Raw genomic sequence first — 18,036 nt, forward strand, 5'->3', positions numbered from 1 at the left:
TCCTTTTTTTATTTCATCGACTCGATGTACGCCCCAAAAGCCGAGCCTGACATGCCTGGGGACACGCGCACGCGGTGAAGGGCATACATTCCCTGGTCTCTCGATGCCGCGCCCGGTTCTGTCGTCACACCCATTTGATAGCCCGTTTTTTCAGCGGCCTTCAGCGTCTCCTCATTGTAGCGCCCTACCGGATAGCTGATGATGGTGGTTTGCTGATGAAACATGTGGTCAAACAGTTTCTTCGAATCTGCCATCTCGCTTTGCTGCCGTTGAGGCGTTAACCCGTTCAGTTCAAGGTGGTCAATTGTATGGCTTTCAATCGATATGCCGTGCTGTATCATTTCTTTCATTTGGTCCTCTGTCAGATGGTGCTTATGTCCGATCGATTTGCCGATCATAAAAATCGTCGCCTTCATCCCGTACTTTTTCAGCACCGGATACGCATCTTGATAATTGTCGGTGTACCCGTCATCAAATGTGATCAGCACGCATTTCTCACTCGGTTTTTTATCCTGCATCAGCATGAGATATGCCTCTTTCGGCGTTAATGTCTGATAGCCGTTATCATGAAGCCACTTCATATGCGCCTCAAATTCTTTCTTTGGCACACGGAGGCTGTTTCCCGAGGAAATGCTGTGGTACATCAAAATCGGCAGCTTTGCCGGTGTCTCTGTTTCGATCCATCCGGCTGTATCGTCTTCTTTTTTCTGAACTTGTACTGCCTTTTCTTCCGGTTTCTTTTGTTCCGCTTTTGGCATCGGCTGCTCTGCATTCGCCTCTTGATCAGCGCAAGCCGCAAGAGCCAAGCAGCTTCCCAAAAGAAAAATACATAAAATCAATCGTTTCATCATTCTCCTGCTTTCTGTCTATTTCTTCCTCCTTTTTCATCGGTCTGTTTCTGAGATTTTCAATAGCAAAAAACCGGACATGTCTCCATGTCCGGTTTCGCTGATCTATCGAATTCTCACTTCTGTCTCACTGTCAAAGAAATGGCCTTTATTCATATCAAATGCAACCGTCAGCTCATCGCCTGATTGAATATCGAGGCGGGCGTCGATCCGCGCAATAAAGTCTTGGTTGTCAATCTGCGAATAAATCATGATTTCAGAACCGAGCAGCTCTGCGACATTGATTTTCGCTTTAATCGAGGAGTTCTTATACGATTCCACAACAATCAATTCATCATGAATATCCTCAGGACGGATGCCGAAGATGACCTCTTTGCCGATGTAGCCTTTTTCACGCAGCACCTTCATTTTTCCTTCCGGGACGGTTAATGCCGCAGAACCGATTTTGATTAAGCCATCCGTGAGCTTTCCTTTGAAAAAGTTCATCGCCGGTGATCCGATAAACCCGCCGACAAAGACGTTTTCAGGAAACTCGTATACATCCTTCGGCGTCCCGATCTGCTGGATTTTCCCATCTTTCATGACTACGATCCGTGTCGCCATCGTCAGCGCTTCTGTCTGGTCATGCGTCACATAAATCGTTGTGGTTTGCAGTCTCTGGTGGAGCTTAATGATTTCCGCCCGCATTTGCACCCTCAGCTTCGCGTCCAGGTTTGACAAAGGCTCATCCATCAGGAACACCTTTGCATCCCGCACGATTGCCCGCCCAAGCGCGACCCGCTGTCTCTGTCCTCCTGACAGCGCTTTCGGTTTGCGGTGCAAGTATTCCTCAAGCCCGAGAATTTTAGCAGCTTCCTCTACTCTTTTTTTAATTTCTGGCTTCGGCATTTTCCGAAGCTTCAGCCCGAACGCGATATTATCGTAGACCGTCATATGCGGATAGAGCGCATAGTTTTGAAACACCATCGCGATGTCCCTGTCCTTTGGCGCTACATCATTGACCCGTTTTCCTTCAATATAAAAATCGCCTTTCGAAATTTCTTCAAGTCCTGCGACCATTCGCAGTGTCGTTGATTTCCCGCATCCGGACGGGCCGACGAATACGATAAATTCCTTATCGGCAATATGAAGGTTAAAGTCATCAACCGCCGGTTCCTTCTGATCATAAAATTTATAAATGTGCTCCATCCGCAATTCAGCCATCTAACATCCCCCTTTGTTATTGTAAACGCTTTCTTATATTGAGTGTAACAGCATTTTCCTCTCGCTAAAATGGGCAGTGTTCATAAAATCACCCAGCCTTTTTCGTGCATATTTCCAATTTATTCTGAACTTTCACTTTGCAGGCAGATAAAATAGGCAAGAAGCGCGCCTTTGTACGATTTGATATCTATCCCTGACCGCTCAATAAATTTATCAATCCGATATTGCAGGCTGTTGCGATGCAGATGCAGCTTTTTCGCTGTTAATGTGACGTTTGAGTTGTTTTCAATAAACAGCTTAATGGTCTTCCTTAGCTCAGATTCACTTCCAAATAAAAGCTCAGCTTCTTCAGAGAGCAGCGTTGCCAATTTTTCTTTTTCTGTTTCTAATAATAGAAAAGGAAAAATCATCTCAAAGGTCACACTCTGCACCTGAGGCAGCCGTTTTTCTGCAAACAGAAAATACGCCTGTTCACGAGCGTAATGTTTTCGCAGACTCTCATCCGGCTCGTAAAATCTTCCGGCGTAAAAACGGACACTGAAGTAGAAATCACTTTCAAGAACCTTAGCGAGCGATTCTAGTTCGTCCTTCTCCGCGGCCGCTTCACTTTCCTGCTCAACAATCACGCCTCTGTCCTCATGAATCCACACAATCACAAAAGACACCGGCCAAAAATGACGAACCGCTTCCATAAAGGATGTCCTTTCTATTTTGCCGAATAAATGAAAGTGAACAAACCTTGTCCGTTTCTTTATGTTCGCCGGCAATTCTCCTCTGGAAAAAAGGAACGAAAACCACTTGTTTTCCTCCGGTGATTTCATAGACATTTGATTGCCCTCATCCGCAGCCGTCAAAAATGACTGCAGCACCAAAACCTCTTTTTCGCTGATCTCTTTTTTCGGAATAGAGATATATCTCTGACTGCTCTCATCAAAAAAACATAGACAGCCTTCCCTCATGCAAAGCTCCTCAGACACAATCGAACCGGGATAAATAGCCAGCAGCGATTTCATAGAGTCTCCTCTCTTATGTAAGGATCTGTATATTCAGTATAAGGCGAAACACACATGTTCTCCACTAAAAAAGAGTATATCCGATATAGATAGACGAAAAACTGAAAGGGAAACCTCATTCGTTTACATATTGGCGTCAGCGGAAATAGAAGAGGACATGCAGGACCAAAGGAGGGTCATCTTATGAGTTTCGAAACGTTAAACAAAAGTTTTATCAACGGAAAATGGACTGAGGGAGAAAGCGGACGTACGGAGGACATTTTGAATCCGTATGACCAGTCTGTGATCACAACAGCAGCTTTGGCAACGGGCAAACAGCTGGAGGATGCGTTTGACATTGCACAGAAAGCCCAAAAAGAGTGGGCCAAGAGCACGATGGAAGACCGAAAAGCCGTGCTGCAAAAAGCGCGCGGCTATTTACAGGAAAACCGTGATGACATCATCATGATGATCGCCCGCGAAACTGGCGGAACGATTATTAAATCAACGATCGAGCTGGAACAAACGATTGCCATTTTAGATGAAGCCATGACGTATACTGGTGAATTAGGCGGCGTCAAAGAGGTTCCATCCGACATTGAAGGGAAAATCAATAAGATTTACCGCCTTCCGCTCGGTGTCATTTCATCGATTTCTCCATTTAATTTTCCGATGAATTTATCTATGAGGACCATTGCGCCCGCGATTGCGCTGGGAAACAGCATTGTTCACAAGCCTGATATCCAAACCGCTCTTTCCGGCGGAACCATCATTGCGAAAGCGTTTGAACACGCTGGTCTTCCTGCCGGTGTCCTTAACGTCATGCTGACGGATGTAAAGGAAATCGGGGACGGCATGCTCACCAATCCAATCCCAAGATTAATCAGCTTTACAGGATCAACAGCAGTCGGGCGCCACATCGGTGAAATCGCCGGGCGTGCCTTCAAACGGATGGCACTTGAGCTCGGCGGCAACAATCCATTTGCCGTCCTTTCAGATGCGGATGTCGATCGTGCTGTGGATGCCGCGGTTTTCGGTAAGTTTATTCACCAGGGACAAATCTGTATGATTATCAACAGGATCATCGTTCATCAAGATGTGTACGATGAGTTTGTAGAAAAGTTCACCGCTCGTGTCAAACAGCTTCCGTACGGCGATCAAACCGATCCGAAAACCGTTGTCGGCCCGCTGATCAACGAGCGCCAAATCGAGAAAGCGCTGGAGATCATTGAGCAGGCAAAGGCAGACGGCATTGAGCTTGCGGTTGAAGGAAAACGCGTCGGAAACGTGCTGACGCCGTACGTCTTTGTCGGTGCGGACAACAACAGCAAAATTGCCCAAACGGAGCTGTTTGCCCCAATCGCAACCATTATTAAAGCTGGCAGCGACCAGGAAGCGATTGACATGGCAAATGATACTGAATACGGCCTCAGCTCTGCGGTTTTCACTTCTGATTTAGAAAAAGGCGAAAAGCTCGCCCTGCAAATTGACAGCGGCATGACCCATGTCAACGACCAGTCCGTCAATGATTCGCCGAATATTGCCTTTGGCGGAAACAAAGCAAGCGGGGTCGGCCGCTTCGGCAATCCGTGGGTCGTCGAGGAATTTACCGTGACGAAATGGATTTCTATACAGAAGCAATATCGCAAATATCCGTTCTAAACGAAAGAATCCCTCTGCTGCAAGTACAGAGGGATTTTTCTTTATTTTGATATGTCCACAAACCCTTCGCCAAACACGTCGCGTACATCATGAACAATCACAAACGCTTTTTTGTCGCAGCTCCGAATGATTTTTTTCAGCATGGAAAGCTCCTGTTTGTTAATGACGATATACAAAATCTCTTTTGACTGGCCCGTATAATTTCCCTTCCCTGATAAAATCGTCACGCCCCGATCCATCAAGGTATTTACCTGCTCTGCAATCTCACTCTTATTTTCTGAAATGACCGTAATGGCTTTTTTCGTATTCAAACCTTCAATAATGAAGTCCATCACTTTCGTACCGATATACAGCATCACGATCGTAAACATCATTTTTTCCGCACCAATAATAAAATAAGAGCTAAATACTACAATTAAATCAAAAAACAAGAGCGCATAGCTGATATTCCAATCTAAATATTTATTGGCAATTCTGGCCAGAATCGCGGAACCGGCTGTCGTCCCGCCGACCCGGATAATCATGCCGATCCCGACTCCCGCAAATACTCCTGCGAAAATCGTATTAATAATCAATTCATCAGACGGAATGCTCCACCCATGTGTCAGATGAAGAAAAAGCGAATTTGCCGCGACCGCAATGATCGTATAAACGGTTGTTTTTCCATCCAGAAACTTATAGCCAATTAAAAGCAAAAACGCATTTAAGATAAAGTTCGTGACACCAGGAGACCATTGAAACAGATAATACAATATCAGCGTAATACCAGTGACTCCGCCTTCCCCAAGATCATTGGGAATCGCAAATAAATTAACCGCAAGCGCGAAGAAAAAAGCGCCAATCACAAGCATAAGTACATCCAGCATTCTCTTTTTCATCACAAAACACTCCTTCTCATAATTCTGTTCTAGCAAATAAAAAAACCCAGGAGAACGCTCTCGCAAAAAGAGCAGAAACTCCTGGGCTTTTATCCCACCGTGTCATAACAGCCAAGCTGCTATGTGTTTTCTCTCGGTCACAGTCCAATTTGCATTGCGGAACCCTAGAAAACCACTGTTTTTATCATATCCTTTTCACTTTCCAATATTAGCATTATAAGGGACGGTTCGAATTGGTTCAAGGGGTATTTGCGGAGATTTCACCAGAAAAGCTGATAGAAAAAACGATTTATCTATTAAAAAAGAGAAGATATAACCGATAAGAAAAAAAGCATATATTTTACAAGGAAATTTAACTATAAATGATAATAATTATAAGAAATTCATAATTTTATATTGACTAAGTGAAATAATATGGGCATTATAGTACATATGTTTTGTACATTTAATTACATAGGAGGAAATAGAATGGCAGGAAAACTAGTACCCTGTAAAGCTTGCGGTCAAGAAATTGCAAAGGGTGTAAAAAAATGTCCTAACTGTGGTAAGGATCAACGTAACTTTTTTATGCGACATAAAATCATTACGTTTATTCTCGCAGTTGTAGTCATCATCATTATTGGTAATATGATTGGCGGCGGAGGCGGTTCAGAAGCCACTTCCAAAACATCAAGCAGCAGCAAAGCAGAAACTGAAAAAACATACAATATCGGTGATACTGTAAAAACTGAAAAAACTGAAGTGACAGTTACGAAGGTAGAGGACAGAGATACTGTCGGTACTCAATATGTTGAAAAGAAAGCATCTGATGGAGGTACTATTGTAGCTGTTCAATATACAATTAAAAACGTATCTAAAAAGCCAATAAGTTCTTTTTCAATTCCAACTGTTAAATTAGTTGATGCTGATGGCACTTCTTATGATTCTGATATTGATGCTTCTGTAAACTATGCAACTGAGACAAAAGTTGATAACTCTAAAATTTTGAGTGATCTAAATCCTAATATTAAAGTAACAGGTGTGAAAGCATTTGAGGTGGACAAGGATGCTTACGCTAAAGGAACTTGGAAACTCAAATTTAGTAATGATGTTATTGTGAAAATCAAATAACAGCTAACAAGGGTGCCCTTAACAGGCACCCTTGTTCTTTAAAAAAGGCCTTCTCTATGGAGAAGGCCTTCATTTTTATTCTACACTCTTATACCCATTCACATTAGAAGACTGCCATCTCCAGGAATCAGCACACATTTCCTCAAGGCCGCGTTTCGCTTCCCAGCCCAGTTCCCGCTTGGCTTTCGCAGGATCTGCGAAGCAGGTGGCGATGTCTCCCGGGCGACGATCCGCAAAACGGTACGGAACCTCTTTCCCTGACACTTTTTCAAAGGCTTTGACCATTTCAAGCACACTGTAGCCTGTGCCTGTTCCAAGGTTGTATGCATCGGCCCCAGTGGAGTTCAATACTTTTTCCAACGCTTTGACGTGGCCTTCTGCGAGATCAACGACGTGAATATAATCGCGTACGCCTGTCCCGTCTTTTGTCGGATAGTCATTGCCGAACACGCTTAATTGCTCAAGCTTGCCCACAGCTACCTGTGCCACATACGGCATGAGGTTATTCGGAATTCCGTTCGGGTCTTCACCGATCCGTCCGCTTGGATGAGCGCCGAACGGATTAAAGTAACGAAGCAGCGCAACGCTCCACTCTTTGTCGGCTGTATGCAAATCACGCAATATTTGTTCCAGCATAAGCTTCGTCTGTCCATAAGGGTTTGTCGCGCCTAATGGAAAGTCTTCCGTAATCGGTGATGTTTCCGGAACGCCGTACACTGTCGCAGATGAACTGAATACGATTTTCTTGATGCCGTATTTCTCCATGGCCTCGCATAAAATAAACGTTCCTGTCAGATTGTTATGATAATATTTGAGCGGAATCGCAACAGATTCACCGACTGCTTTTAATCCCGCAAAATGAATCACAGCTTCGATTTCATTTTCAGCAAAAACGGAATCTACCGCTTCCCGGTCCAATAAATCCGCTTCGTAGAACGTTAAATCTTTTCCTGTAATCTCCTTTACACGGTTCAGCGCTTCAGCCGAACTGTTGGACAGATTATCAAGAACAACAATCTCGTAGCCGCTGTTCAATAGTTCAACACATGTGTGGCTGCCAATGTACCCGGCACCGCCAGTAACAAGTATTGCCATGATGTAAACCCTCCTAAAAAATGACCTGTTTTCATTATATAGTGTTTAGAACCGGTCCACATCCATTTTTAAGAAGTTTAATCGTTTATTAATAGTTTCTTCATATATTATCAGCATTTTCATACCTTTATGCAGCGCGAACAAGTCTAGCAGCTGAAAAATCAATCTGCCGGTTGACGTTTTTCTTTCCTATTTTCGCTATGCTTAATGCAGAAAGGATTTGATGACATGGCGATGGGCCCTTATATTTTTATTGTATTGATTCTTATTATTTTATCGATGTATCGAGAAAGAACGGTAAAGCCCGGGAAGTTGCTGATCATTCCGCTGTTGCTCTTATGGGGCGTATCCGCATCGTTTCAGCCGGCGTATTTTCATTCCGTATTACATGTGGCGATCAGCGGCATTTTATTACTGATCGGGCTGGCCTGCGGGTTTGGCATTGGGAAGATGGTAAATGTGCGGATTCACCCAGAAACCGGAAAGGTCACTTCACGCGGCTCCCTTGGAAGTGTTATTCTCATTCTAGTGATACTTTCTTTGCGCATGGCCGCGAGAACATGGCTGCCTGAGAGCAACGAGATGTTTATTGCCATTATTCATTCTATGTTCTTCATTCCCCTCGGCACCATCACAGCTCGTAACGTCATGCTTTATAAAGCATACAGACGGCTGACCGCTGGCAAAGTATCCATTCAATAACCGAAAGAAGGACCAGCATGAACGGACAATCTCCAGCTCGGCACTACAAGAAGCTTGTGCCGAGCCTTATTCTCATTTTGAATTGCACACAATTTTTATCTCACCCAGCCAAAGCTGATCCTATGTTGTTGGCATTTGTATTTGCGGTGTACCTAGCATTCATTTGGGTCATCCCCTATGTGGCATCCGCTGCTGTTAGTTTGAGCATATTCGTCGGGCTTTGGCTCCTGACCGCTTTTCTTTGGGCTGTTTCAGGCCAAGTGCAGGGAGCCGCCTTTTTCTTACTCGTATTTTTAATGGTTTATGCAGTCATTAAGCTTCCTGCACGGCTGTCTTTGATCTTTACAGTGTGCCTAATTGGGGGCAATGTTTTCTTTTTGTATTCTGTTTTTAACAGCAGCTGGGACGATATCGTCAGCAACATCTCGATCATGATAGGGTTGTACGTCCTCTTCTCCTCCTTGCGTTTCAGACGAGAAGCGAGAAAGGAGGCTGAACGAAATCATGCTGAATTGGCGAAAATGCATGTGCAGCTGGAGCATGCTCATCAAGAACTCCAGAAAGCGCATGCAGAGCTGCAGGAGGCTTCTGTTCTTTCATTAAGGTACGCGGTCCTTGAGGAGCGTACAAGAATTGCCCGCGACATTCATGACAGCATCGGTCACGAGCTGACTTCTGTGATTGTTCAGCTTCAATCTCTTCCCTATATCCTCAAAAGCAGCAAGGAGGATTCAGAAAAAGTCATTCAAAATGTACTGAGTGTCGCCAGAGAATGTCTTCAAGAAGTTAGGTCTGTCGTTCATCAAATGGGCCGTAGTGAATCGATGGTGGGGCTTACTGCATTGCGGGGGCTGATTCATCAAGTGGAGGAACGGAGCGGCTTGCACGTTTCTTTAGATACTGCCGGACTGTCAGAAGAGTCTTGGCCTCAAAACATAAGCGAAACGATCTACCGCATCTTTCAGGAAGCGCTGACCAATATCATTCGTCACGCCGAGGCTTCTCATGCGGCGACGGTCATTTCTAATGACGAGGCCCATCTCTATGTCACAATCACCGACGACGGACAATTCACCGGCAGCCTTACTTATGGATTTGGCCTGACAGGAATGAAAGAACGCGTTGAAAAAGCAGGCGGTTCTCTTACTTTTAGCGCCGTGCAGCCGAGCGGCCTGCAAATTGAGCTGTCATTGCCGCTCACGACAACGAATAAGGAGCAAAAAGATGAACAAAGATAAAATACGCGTCGCGCTTGCCGATGATCAGCCGCTTGTGCGTGAAGGCTTCCGGTACGTCATCAACGCCCAGACGGATATGACAGTTTCTGGCGAGGCCGGCGACGGTCACGATATTATAGCACTCGCAAAACAAACAAAACCTGACGTCATCCTCATGGATGTCCAGATGCCGCATTGCTCAGGCATCGAAGCGGCGAAAGACATTATGTCCGCACTTCCAGATACAAAGATAGTCATTTTAACCACCTTTGACACGGAAGAATACGTATTTGAAGGCATCCGTGCGGGCGCAGTCGGCTATCTGCTGAAGGATACACTTCCTGAAGAGTTGATAGATGCGATTCGCGCTGCGGCCAGAGGCGAGGCGATTTTCCGTACAGTCACAGCCGCTAAAATTATCAGCGAGACATTTCGAGCTAAGCAACAGCCTCATGCAGAAGAACTGGCAGAGCCGTTCACCAAAAGAGAGCTTGAAGTTCTTCAGCAAATGGCCTACGGGCTGAGAAATGAGGATATTGCTGAAAAACTTTTCGTCAGTGAAAGCACTGTGAAAACCCACGTGCACCGCATCCTGCAAAAATGCAATGCCCAAGACCGGACACAGGCAGTCGTTTTTGCCATTCGAAACGGTATTGTGCAATAGAAATCTCTTAACCCGCCATGATAAAATAAGACAAAGGAGATGATTGGAAATGAAAGAAGAAATCATTGAACGGTTTACTACATATGTAAAAGTCGACACACAGTCCGATGAATCCGTTGACACCTGTCCTTCCACACCCGGCCAATTGACATTAGGAAACATGCTCGTTGATGAATTGAAGTCCATCGGCATGCAGGATGCAGCCATTGATGAAAACGGCTATGTCATGGCAACTCTTCCCTCCAATACCGAAAAAGACGTGCCGACAATCGGCTTTCTCGCTCACGTCGACACCGCTACAGACTTTACCGGCAAAAATGTGAATCCGCAAATCATCGAAAGCTATGATGGAAAAGACATCGTTCTTAACGAACAGCTGCAGGTCACCCTGTCACCTGATCAATTCCCTGAGCTGTCCGGCTATAAGGGCCACACACTCATCACCACAGACGGCACCACCCTTCTCGGCGCAGACAATAAGGCAGGTATCGCTGAAATCATGACGGCCATGGATTACCTCATCAAACATCCTGAAATCAAGCACGGCACAATCAGAGTCGCCTTTACGCCTGATGAAGAAATCGGAAGAGGACCGCACAAATTTGATGTGAAACGGTTCAATGCATCCTTTGCCTACACGGTTGACGGCGGCCCGCTCGGCGAGCTTGAATACGAAAGCTTCAATGCCGCTGCCGCGAAAATTACGATTAAAGGCAACAACGTACATCCCGGAACGGCAAAAGGGAAAATGATCAACTCTGCGAAGATCGCGATGAAGCTGAACAGCCTGCTGCCGGCAGACGAAGCGCCTGAATATACAGAAGGCTATGAAGGCTTCTACCATCTGCTGTCGATTCAAGGAGACGTAGAGGAAACAAAGCTTCACTACATTATCAGAGACTTTGACAAAGAGAACTTCCAAAGCAGAAAAGAAACAATGAAGCGTGTCGTTGAAGAACTTCAGAACGAATACGGGCAAGACCGGATTCTGCTGGATATGAACGACCAGTACTACAACATGAGAGAAAAAATTGAACCTGTCATCGAAATCGTAAATATTGCCAAGCAAGCGATGGAAAACCTCGGCATCGAACCGAAGATTTCCCCCATCCGCGGCGGCACCGACGGATCACAGCTGTCCTACATGGGACTTCCGACGCCAAACATCTTTACCGGCGGGGAAAACTTCCACGGCAAATTTGAATACATCTCAGCCAATAACATGGTCAAAGCCGTAAATGTCATCGTTGAGATTGCAAAGCTGTTTGAAGAGCAAGCGTAATGCCAAAAGCCAGTCCAAAAAAGGGCTGGTTTTTTTATGTGAAAATGAAACATTTTAAACACGTCCTCCGTAAAACAAGTATCAACAAATGAGGAGGAAATACAATGACAAAACATGCAATTGCGGCAAAGAGTCTCTTGAAAAAATGGATCATTTCCAGGCCGCTTAACATGCAAAAGAAATCCAGCCCATTTCAAAAAATCAGAAAAATGTTCAAACGCTTCTTCAAATAAAACATTCTAATCCCCGAAATACAACTCACCCGTACCGCCCAAATGCTCCGTAATTTGGGTTTTTTGTGTTCAATTCCGCAAAATAGGGTATAAACTAATCAAGAAAGATAATGGCATCCAAAAACAGGTAATTTGAATTACTTTAATTTAGGTTAAAAGTTATATAAAGGAATTCATTTCATCGTCGATAGTAACTATAGAACCAATCATCAACAAGAACAATCACCATAATGCAAGACTATTTTCAGGTCTTCAGGTTAGACTGTTTTTGAGGGCAGTTATTTATTTTTAATCGATTTAGAATTTTTTGAATACTTTTTGACGTTTTATCCGTACAATAGAGAGTACCAAAACTTTTTTTGGGAGGTATGTAATATGATCCTATTTATTATCATCGCATTATGCGGCTATCTTCTTTTTTCTTTCAGCAAGGACAATCGCCGCAAACCGCAAAAGACAAGCCCTCTGCCAGCAGCCGCATCTCATCACAACAACCTAATCGACCTTGACGCTATCCGCCAAAAACGCCGGATGCATCTTTCCTAATTCTATATTTCAAACGAAAAGGCTGCTGAATCACGCAGCCTTTTAAAATTGATTTGATTTAGAGCCTGAAACCTTTTCGCCACCTATCCGTAATTTCATACAAGGCAAATCCAAAGGAGACTTCAGCAATGATCGAGTTATTTATGAAACAAAAAATGTTCTCATTTAAAGATGCATTTCACATTTATGACCGGGATGAACAAGAAACATTCAAGGTGGAGGGACGTTTTTTCTCGTTAGGAGACTCATTACAAATGACAGATTCATCCGGGAAAACACTCGTTTCCATAGAACAAAAACTAATGTCTTTATTGCCGCGCTATGAGATTTCAATTGGCGGGAAAACAGTTTGTGAGGTAACGAAGAAAGTAACGTTTTTCAAACCGAAATTTGTGATTTCCGGGCTTAACTGGGAAATCGATGGTGATTTATGGAGGGATGAATTCCAGCTGACGGACGGGGAAAATGTCCGGATGTCAGTGAGCAAAAAGTGGCTCAGCTGGGGTGATTCCTATCACTTGCAGATTGCAAACGAGGAAGATGTTCTGATTTGCACTGCCATCGCTATCGTGCTTGATATGGTTTTATATAACGATGAAGATGAAAGTATTTTCTAAAAAGCATTGACAATTGATCCAAAAGTAATAATATTAAGATAATTGAAATCTGAATATGAAGTTGTACCTTATCAAGAGAGGTGGAGGGACTGGCCCTATGATACCCGGCAACCGCTGTTTCAAACAGAATGGTGCTAAATCCTTAAGAACATTGCGTTCTTGCAGATGAGGCGGAGATTTGATCGTTCAAGCTCTTCCTTACACAAAGGAAGAGCTTTTTACATGCTCAATATTTCAGAAAAGAGGCGAATAACATGGCTCAACAAACGAATGTTGCAGGACAAAAAACAGAAAAACAACGCAAAGCACCTTTCCGCGCCGATCATGTCGGCAGTTTGCTTCGTTCCGTTCCGGTAAAGGAAGCCCGGCAAAAAAAAGCGGCAGGTGAGATGACAGCGGAACAGCTTCGTGATATCGAAAATCAAGAGATCACCCGCATCGTGGAAAAACAAAAAGAAATCGGTCTCGATGTGGTAACAGACGGGGAATTCCGGCGTTCCTGGTGGCATTATGACTTCCTCGAAGGGCTTGACGGTGTGGAACCGTTCATCCCAGCTGAGGGGATTCAGTTCCATAACACGAAAACGAAAGCGCGCAGCATCAAAGTGACAGGAAAACTCGATTTTACGAGCCACCCAGCGCTTGCTGATTATCAATTTTTGCATGAAGTTGCCGGTGGCGCGACGCCAAAGCTGACGATTCCGAGCCCGAATATGCTGTTTTTTGGCGAAAAGGCGGATAAAGGCATTTATGACGATCAAGAGGAATATTTTCATGATTTGGCCCAAGCGTACAAAAAGGCAATCAAAGCCTTCTATCATGCTGGCTGCCGTTATCTCCAGCTTGATGATACGTCATGGTCTCTCTTCTTTGAGGAAAAAGGCAGAGAGGTTGTCCGGGTACTCGGCGGCGATCCAGAAACATTGCCTGCCTTGTTTGCCAAAACGATTAACGATGCAGTGGCAGACCGGCCTGATGATTTAACAATCACCATGCACATTTGCCGCGGCAACTTCCGCTCAACCTGGGCGGCATCAGGAGGGTACGACGCTGTAGCGGAAACGATTTTGGACGGCTTAAACCTTGACGGACTTTTCTTGGAATACGATGATGACCGCTCCGGAAACTTTGATCCGCTCCGTTTTGTGAAACGCAAGGATCTGCAAATCGTGCTCGGCTTGATCACCTCGAAATACGGCGAGCTTGAAAATCCAGAGGTTGTGAAACGCCGAATCAATGAAGCGGCGCGTTTTGTCAGCTTAGACCAGCTGTGCCTCAGCCCGCAGTGCGGTTTCGCCTCTACAGAAGAAGGCAATCTTTTGACAGAGGAACAGCAATGGGCAAAGCTTCGCCATGTTATCGACATCGCCAACGATGTGTGGAGATAATCTATCATTGACAGAAACAGAAAATGTGTGAATAATAGATACTATCAGAAAATTTCATAAAAAAGGTTTTCCTTATCAAGAGAGGTGGAGGGACTGGCCCTGCGATACCCGGCAACCGCTGTTTAACAGAATGGTGCTAAATCCTTTAGAGCAATGATTGCTCTTGAAGATAAGGTTGAGATTGTCACGCAAGCTCTTCCTTATCCAAAGGAAGAGCTTTTTATATTTGAATGGAAAGAAGGAATGGACAACATGTCACAACAAACAACACCCGCAGAAAAAAAATCACTTCAAAGAAAAAAACCGCCGTTTCGCGCGGATCAAGTCGGAAGCCTGTTGAGATCTGAGCCCGTTAAAAAAGCGCGGCTGCAAAAAGCGGCCGGCGAAATTACCGCTGAGCAGCTTCGCCAAATTGAAAACGATGAAATCATCCGCATTGTGGAAAAACAGAAGGAAACCGGCCTGAACGTCGTGACAGATGGTGAATTCCGCAGAGCGTGGTGGCACTTTGATTTCCTTGAAAACTTAGATGGCGTTGAGCCATTTACTCCTGAGCACGGAATCCAATTCCATAACGTACAAACAAAAGCACGCGGCATTAAAGTCACAGGTGATATCGATTTTTCAACTCACCCAATGCTTGAAGATTATTCATTTCTCCATAGCATTGCCGGTGATGCGACGCCAAAAATGACGATTCCAAGCCCGAATATGCTGTTTTTCCGCGGAAAACTGGAAAAGGATGCGTATAAAAACGACTATCATCTTTTCCAGCATGATGTATCCAAAGCATATAAAAAAGCGATTCAAGCGTTTTATGACAGAGGCTGCCGCTACCTCCAGCTTGATGATACAGCGTGGGCCGTTTTCTTATCAGAAAAAGGCTTAAAACAAATCGAAGCGTTCGGAACAACTCCTGACGAGCTTCGTCAGCTGTTTGCGAAATCCATTAATGACGCGATTGCAGACCGTCCGGATGACTTGACGGTAACCATGCATATTTGCCGCGGCAACTTCCAGTCCACTTGGACAGCGGAAGGCGGCTATGACGCAGCAGCCGAAACCATTTTTGACGGCTTGAATCTTGACGGCCTTTTCTTAGAGTATGATGATTCACGCTCAGGCGGATTTGAGCCGCTCCGTTATGTGAAGCGCTCTGATCTTCAGCTTGTCCTTGGATTAGTGACATCTAAATTCGGTGAGCCTGAACATCCCGACGATGTAAAACGCCGTATCGAAGAAGCATCCCGTTATGTGAGCTTAGACCAGCTTTGCCTCAGCCCTCAATGCGGATTCGCTTCAACTGAGGAAGGCAACAAGCTGACTGAAGAACAGCAATGGGCGAAGCTCCGCCATGTGGTTGAGATTGCGAATGATGTTTGGAAATAAGCAAAGAAAAACACACTTGATTCCATAGCGGAGCAAGTGTGTTTTTATGTCATTGTGCAGTGTAGCCCCCATCAAGGACGACAGCCTGCCCAGTAACGCCCTTCGCCTTCTCGCTTGCTAAAAACACGGCATAATCCGCAATTTCCTTGACGGAAAGAAGCCGTTTTTGCGGCACAAGCGGAAAAATGACCTCTTCAAGTACCGAGTCGTAAGGGACATTTCTTGCTTTTGATAGATCGCTAAGCTGATTGCGGACAAGCTGGGTATCGACATAACCCGGACAGAGCGCATTGACTGTAATGCCGTGGGGCGCGCCTTCCAGCGCCCCGACTTTTGTGAGACCGATTACGCCGTGCTTGGCGCTATTGTAAGCGGATTTCCCTGCAAAGCCGACTAAGCCATTAACAGACGCGATATTAATGATTCGGCCAAACTGCTGTTTTTTCATTATCGGAAAAACATGCTTCATCGCAATAAAGGGCGCTGTCAGCATGACCTTGATCAGCAGTTCAAAGGTTTCTGTCGGAAACTCTTCAATCGGGGCGACGTGCTGTATACCGGCATTGTTCACCAAAATATCCAAGCGGCCGTATCGTTTTTGGATGGCGTCCACCATATCAGCAACCTGCGCTTCCTTTGTCACATCACACGGAATGGCCGCCGCGTCAAAGCCTTCTTCTGCAAGCTTGGAGGCTGCTTTTTCACATGCTTCCGGACGGAGGTCTGAAACGATGACGCTGGCGCCTTCACGGGCAAATTCTCTTGCCATTTCGAATCCGATTCCGCCGGCAGCCCCTGTCACCAAGGCGACTTGTTTTCTCATGTCAAACACCTTCCCATTAAGAATGAAGTACAGACTGGCTTACAGCGAAATCCGCTTCTGTTTTTTCATAAACCTCTTCAATTGTGACACCTTCCTGAAGTTCCGTTAGTGTCATGCGGCCGTTCACAAAATCAAAAACAGCCAAATCCGTAATCAGCCTGTGCACGACTTTCTGGCCTGTCAGCGGAAGAGAGCATGTTTTTTTCACCTTTGATTCGTCATGCTTATTGACGTGCTCCATGATGACAACGATTCGTTTCGCCCCGTTGACGAGATCCATGGCGCCGCCCATTCCTTTTACCATTTTGCCCGGGATCATCCAATTGGCCAAATCACCCTGCTCCGAAACCTCCATTCCGCCAAGGATAGCCAAATCGATATGCCCGCCTCTTATCATCGCGAATGACTCAGCGCTGTCAAAATAAGAAGCGCCAGTCACTTCGGTAATTGTTTCCTTCCCCGCATTGATCAAATCCGCGTCTTCTGTCCCTTCCAAAGGATAGGGGCCGATTCCGAGCAAGCCGTTTTCTGACTGAAGCATGACGTGAATGCCATCGGGTATCTCATTTGCGACAAGCGTCGGCATTCCAATCCCGAGATTCACATTCATGCCGTCCTTAATTTCTTGTACAGCCCGTTTGACCATTCGTTTTCTCGCTTCCTTCACTTCGCCTCACCCTTTCCCGATGCTTGCTGAACTGTTCGCTTTTCAATCCGTTTTTCTTGGCTCGCACCAAGCACGACATGCTGTACGTAAATTCCCGGCGTATGAATGTGATCTGGATCGAGCTCTCCCGCTTCCACGATTTCTTCCGCCTCGGCAATCGTGATCTTGCCTGCCATGGCGGCAACAGGATTGAAATTTCTCGCCGTTTTCCGAAAAACCAAATTGCCCATGGTGTCCGCTTTCCACGCTTTGACGATCGCCACATCACCGGTAATGCCTCGCTCCAGCACATATGTCCGGCCGCCGAATGTCTTATGTTCTTTTCCCTCGGCTATGGTAGTGCCGACGCCTGTCGCCGTATAAAATCCCGGTATGCCCGCACCGCCTGCACGAATTCTCTCAGCGAGCGTTCCTTGGGGAACAAGCTCGACCTCAAGCTCTCCGCTTAAAAACTGCCGCTCAAAAATTTTATTTTCACCGACATAGGATGCGATCATTTTCTTGATTTGCTTGTTAGCCAGAAGCAAACCGAGCCCCCAGTCATCAACTCCGCAATTGTTGCTGACAACGGTTAAATCCTTTACTCCTTGATCTCTTATCGCCAAAATGAGCTGTTCAGGAATGCCGCACAGCCCAAATCCTCCCGCAATCAGCGTATCCCCATCATGAATCAATTTCGCAGCTTCCTTACTAGATGACAACACTTTTCCCATATAAATG

Annotated in this window: 19 protein-coding genes and 3 riboswitches; of the genes, 11 read left to right on the forward strand and 8 right to left on the reverse strand. The window is 45.4% G+C overall.

Features of this window, described 5'->3' with window-relative positions:
* Positions 1-8: 8 nt before the first annotated feature.
* The 3 genes from BLL41_RS10585 to BLL41_RS10595 all read right to left on the reverse strand — a co-directional run bounded on the left by BLL41_RS10585 (position 9) and on the right by BLL41_RS10595 (position 3,064).
* Positions 9-848, reverse strand: coding sequence for a polysaccharide deacetylase family protein (locus BLL41_RS10585; protein ID WP_071577806.1), 840 nt, complete (start codon positions 846-848; stop codon positions 9-11).
* 105 nt (positions 849-953) lie between these two features.
* Positions 954-2,051 carry a maltodextrin ABC transporter ATP-binding protein MsmX gene (gene msmX / locus BLL41_RS10590; protein ID WP_003242648.1) on the reverse strand — a complete coding sequence of 366 codons (1,098 nt, stop codon included), beginning with the start codon at positions 2,049-2,051 and terminating at the stop codon, positions 954-956.
* A 119-nt stretch (positions 2,052-2,170) separates the two neighbouring features.
* Positions 2,171-3,064: a PucR family transcriptional regulator gene (locus BLL41_RS10595; protein ID WP_071577807.1), complete on the reverse strand. Its 894-nt coding sequence runs from the start codon at positions 3,062-3,064 to the stop codon at positions 2,171-2,173.
* Between the two features lie 183 nt (positions 3,065-3,247).
* Here BLL41_RS10595 and BLL41_RS10600 point away from each other — a divergent pair, with 183 nt between their 5' ends.
* The gene (locus tag BLL41_RS10600; RefSeq protein ID WP_071577808.1) at positions 3,248-4,705 is read left to right on the forward strand and encodes an aldehyde dehydrogenase family protein; all 1,458 of its coding nucleotides are present in this window, start codon (positions 3,248-3,250) and stop codon (positions 4,703-4,705) included.
* A gap of 41 nt (positions 4,706-4,746) precedes the next feature.
* Here BLL41_RS10600 and BLL41_RS10605 read toward each other — a convergent pair whose 3' ends face one another.
* Positions 4,747-5,583 carry a YitT family protein gene (locus tag BLL41_RS10605; RefSeq protein ID WP_003242615.1) on the reverse strand — a complete coding sequence of 279 codons (837 nt, stop codon included), beginning with the start codon at positions 5,581-5,583 and terminating at the stop codon, positions 4,747-4,749.
* Positions 5,584-5,659: 76 nt separating this feature from the next.
* A riboswitch (guanidine-I (ykkC/yxkD leader) is annotated at positions 5,660-5,762 on the reverse strand.
* Positions 5,763-6,150: 388 nt separating this feature from the next.
* Here BLL41_RS10605 and BLL41_RS10610 point away from each other — a divergent pair.
* Positions 6,151-6,693 carry a DUF4352 domain-containing protein gene (locus BLL41_RS10610; protein WP_141770198.1) on the forward strand — a complete coding sequence of 181 codons (543 nt, stop codon included), beginning with the start codon at positions 6,151-6,153 and terminating at the stop codon, positions 6,691-6,693.
* A 75-nt stretch (positions 6,694-6,768) separates the two neighbouring features.
* On the opposite strand, the gene galE is transcribed toward BLL41_RS10610, so the two are convergent.
* Positions 6,769-7,788 (reverse strand): UDP-glucose 4-epimerase GalE, encoded by a 1,020-nt coding sequence (galE, locus tag BLL41_RS10615; RefSeq protein ID WP_071577810.1) that lies wholly within the window; start codon positions 7,786-7,788, stop codon positions 6,769-6,771.
* Positions 7,789-8,016: 228 nt separating this feature from the next.
* On the opposite strand from galE, the gene BLL41_RS10620 reads away from it, so the two are divergent.
* The 9 genes from BLL41_RS10620 to BLL41_RS10660 all read left to right on the forward strand — a co-directional run bounded on the left by BLL41_RS10620 (position 8,017) and on the right by BLL41_RS10660 (position 15,826).
* Complete coding sequence (locus tag BLL41_RS10620; protein ID WP_071577811.1) at positions 8,017-8,490, forward strand: CcdC protein domain-containing protein; 474 nt, start codon at positions 8,017-8,019, stop codon at positions 8,488-8,490.
* A 17-nt stretch (positions 8,491-8,507) separates the two neighbouring features.
* Positions 8,508-9,728, forward strand: coding sequence for a sensor histidine kinase (locus tag BLL41_RS10625; RefSeq protein ID WP_071577812.1), 1,221 nt, complete (start codon positions 8,508-8,510; stop codon positions 9,726-9,728).
* The gene (yxjL, locus tag BLL41_RS10630; RefSeq protein WP_071577813.1) at positions 9,715-10,371 is read left to right on the forward strand and encodes a two-component system response regulator YxJL; all 657 of its coding nucleotides are present in this window, start codon (positions 9,715-9,717) and stop codon (positions 10,369-10,371) included. The genes BLL41_RS10625 and yxjL overlap by 14 nt, the downstream gene beginning before the upstream one ends.
* A gap of 49 nt (positions 10,372-10,420) precedes the next feature.
* On the forward strand, positions 10,421-11,653 hold the full coding sequence (pepT, locus tag BLL41_RS10635) for a peptidase T (protein ID WP_071577814.1): 1,233 nt from the start codon (positions 10,421-10,423) through the stop codon (positions 11,651-11,653).
* A 104-nt stretch (positions 11,654-11,757) separates the two neighbouring features.
* A complete protein-coding gene (locus tag BLL41_RS23045) occupies positions 11,758-11,886 on the forward strand; it encodes a hypothetical protein (protein WP_003227241.1) in 129 nt (42 codons plus the stop codon).
* A 291-nt stretch (positions 11,887-12,177) separates the two neighbouring features.
* Positions 12,178-12,432 (forward strand): hypothetical protein, encoded by a 255-nt coding sequence (locus BLL41_RS10645; protein WP_083427985.1) that lies wholly within the window; start codon positions 12,178-12,180, stop codon positions 12,430-12,432.
* 128 nt (positions 12,433-12,560) lie between these two features.
* Positions 12,561-13,049 carry an LURP-one-related/scramblase family protein gene (locus BLL41_RS10650; protein ID WP_032725093.1) on the forward strand — a complete coding sequence of 163 codons (489 nt, stop codon included), beginning with the start codon at positions 12,561-12,563 and terminating at the stop codon, positions 13,047-13,049.
* 65 nt (positions 13,050-13,114) lie between these two features.
* Positions 13,115-13,221, forward strand: a riboswitch (SAM riboswitch).
* Between the two features lie 82 nt (positions 13,222-13,303).
* On the forward strand, positions 13,304-14,437 hold the full coding sequence (locus BLL41_RS10655) for a 5-methyltetrahydropteroyltriglutamate--homocysteine S-methyltransferase (protein ID WP_071577815.1): 1,134 nt from the start codon (positions 13,304-13,306) through the stop codon (positions 14,435-14,437).
* 69 nt (positions 14,438-14,506) lie between these two features.
* Positions 14,507-14,613: riboswitch (SAM riboswitch) on the forward strand.
* 76 nt (positions 14,614-14,689) lie between these two features.
* Positions 14,690-15,826 carry a 5-methyltetrahydropteroyltriglutamate--homocysteine S-methyltransferase gene (locus BLL41_RS10660; protein WP_071577816.1) on the forward strand — a complete coding sequence of 379 codons (1,137 nt, stop codon included), beginning with the start codon at positions 14,690-14,692 and terminating at the stop codon, positions 15,824-15,826.
* 49 nt (positions 15,827-15,875) lie between these two features.
* Here the strand turns inward: BLL41_RS10660 and BLL41_RS10665 are convergent, their stop codons facing one another.
* Genes BLL41_RS10665 through BLL41_RS10675 form a run of 3 tightly spaced genes read right to left on the reverse strand, consistent with a single transcriptional unit; the run spans position 15,876 to position 18,029 of the window.
* Positions 15,876-16,649, reverse strand: a complete 774-nt coding sequence (locus BLL41_RS10665; protein WP_071577817.1) for a 3-hydroxybutyrate dehydrogenase — start codon at positions 16,647-16,649, stop codon at positions 15,876-15,878.
* A gap of 16 nt (positions 16,650-16,665) precedes the next feature.
* Positions 16,666-17,316, reverse strand: a complete 651-nt coding sequence (locus tag BLL41_RS10670; RefSeq protein ID WP_071577818.1) for a 3-oxoacid CoA-transferase subunit B — start codon at positions 17,314-17,316, stop codon at positions 16,666-16,668.
* Complete coding sequence (locus BLL41_RS10675) at positions 17,313-18,029, reverse strand: CoA transferase subunit A (RefSeq protein WP_071577819.1); 717 nt, start codon at positions 18,027-18,029, stop codon at positions 17,313-17,315. Before BLL41_RS10675 ends, BLL41_RS10670 begins: the two co-directional genes overlap by 4 nt.
* Positions 18,030-18,036 lie beyond the last annotated feature (7 nt).

The sequence above is a fragment of the Bacillus sp. FMQ74 genome (assembly GCF_001875785.1).
Classification (GTDB): Bacteria; Bacillota; Bacilli; order Bacillales; family Bacillaceae; genus Bacillus; species Bacillus stercoris.

Excerpts from the sequence above, each read along its gene's own strand:
- BLL41_RS10585 (WP_071577806.1), bottom strand. The coding sequence starts at position 848 with ATGAAACGATTGATTTTATGTATTTTTCTTTTGGGAAGCTGCTTGGCT.
- msmX (WP_003242648.1), bottom strand. The coding sequence starts at position 2,051 with ATGGCTGAATTGCGGATGGAGCACATTTATAAATTTTATGATCAGAAG.
- BLL41_RS10595 (WP_071577807.1), bottom strand. The coding sequence starts at position 3,064 with ATGAAATCGCTGCTGGCTATTTATCCCGGTTCGATTGTGTCTGAGGAG.
- BLL41_RS10600 (WP_071577808.1), top strand. The coding sequence starts at position 3,248 with ATGAGTTTCGAAACGTTAAACAAAAGTTTTATCAACGGAAAATGGACT.
- BLL41_RS10605 (WP_003242615.1), bottom strand. The coding sequence starts at position 5,583 with ATGAAAAAGAGAATGCTGGATGTACTTATGCTTGTGATTGGCGCTTTT.
- BLL41_RS10610 (WP_141770198.1), top strand. The coding sequence starts at position 6,151 with ATGCGACATAAAATCATTACGTTTATTCTCGCAGTTGTAGTCATCATC.
- galE (WP_071577810.1), bottom strand. The coding sequence starts at position 7,788 with ATGGCAATACTTGTTACTGGCGGTGCCGGGTACATTGGCAGCCACACA.
- BLL41_RS10620 (WP_071577811.1), top strand. The coding sequence starts at position 8,017 with ATGGCGATGGGCCCTTATATTTTTATTGTATTGATTCTTATTATTTTA.
- BLL41_RS10625 (WP_071577812.1), top strand. The coding sequence starts at position 8,508 with ATGAACGGACAATCTCCAGCTCGGCACTACAAGAAGCTTGTGCCGAGC.
- yxjL (WP_071577813.1), top strand. The coding sequence starts at position 9,715 with ATGAACAAAGATAAAATACGCGTCGCGCTTGCCGATGATCAGCCGCTT.
- pepT (WP_071577814.1), top strand. The coding sequence starts at position 10,421 with ATGAAAGAAGAAATCATTGAACGGTTTACTACATATGTAAAAGTCGAC.
- BLL41_RS23045 (WP_003227241.1), top strand. The coding sequence starts at position 11,758 with ATGACAAAACATGCAATTGCGGCAAAGAGTCTCTTGAAAAAATGGATC.
- BLL41_RS10650 (WP_032725093.1), top strand. The coding sequence starts at position 12,561 with ATGATCGAGTTATTTATGAAACAAAAAATGTTCTCATTTAAAGATGCA.
- BLL41_RS10655 (WP_071577815.1), top strand. The coding sequence starts at position 13,304 with ATGGCTCAACAAACGAATGTTGCAGGACAAAAAACAGAAAAACAACGC.
- BLL41_RS10660 (WP_071577816.1), top strand. The coding sequence starts at position 14,690 with ATGTCACAACAAACAACACCCGCAGAAAAAAAATCACTTCAAAGAAAA.
- BLL41_RS10665 (WP_071577817.1), bottom strand. The coding sequence starts at position 16,649 with ATGAGAAAACAAGTCGCCTTGGTGACAGGGGCTGCCGGCGGAATCGGA.
- BLL41_RS10675 (WP_071577819.1), bottom strand. The coding sequence starts at position 18,029 with ATGGGAAAAGTGTTGTCATCTAGTAAGGAAGCTGCGAAATTGATTCAT.